General features: G+C 64.7%; 1 protein-coding gene. It reads left to right on the forward strand.

Annotation, left to right across the window (positions count from 1 at the left end):
* Positions 1 to 249, forward strand: a 249-nt coding sequence (locus AAEY62_RS23810; protein ID WP_350636934.1) for a DUF2827 family protein, incomplete at both ends; no start/stop codon positions are given.

Consider the following 249-nt stretch of genomic DNA (forward strand, 5'->3'; position numbering starts at 1 on the left):
GGCGCCTCGCGATGCTCGAACCGAACATCTCGGTCGCGAAGTCCTGCCACTACCCGATGCTGGCGTGCGACGCGTTCTACCGCGCGCGGCCGGACGCGGTGCAGCACATGTTCGTCGTCAACGCGATGCACATGAAGGAACATCCGACCTTCGTGCACTTCGCGAACAGCCTCGATCTCGTGCGCCAGCACAAGGCGACCTTCGAACCGCGCCTCGACCTGCCAGGCTTCATGGCGCGCCATGCTGATG

This window comes from Pseudoalteromonas sp. GW168-MNA-CIBAN-0100 (assembly GCF_040309225.1).
Classification (GTDB): domain Bacteria; phylum Pseudomonadota; class Gammaproteobacteria; order Enterobacterales; family Alteromonadaceae; genus Pseudoalteromonas; species Pseudoalteromonas arctica.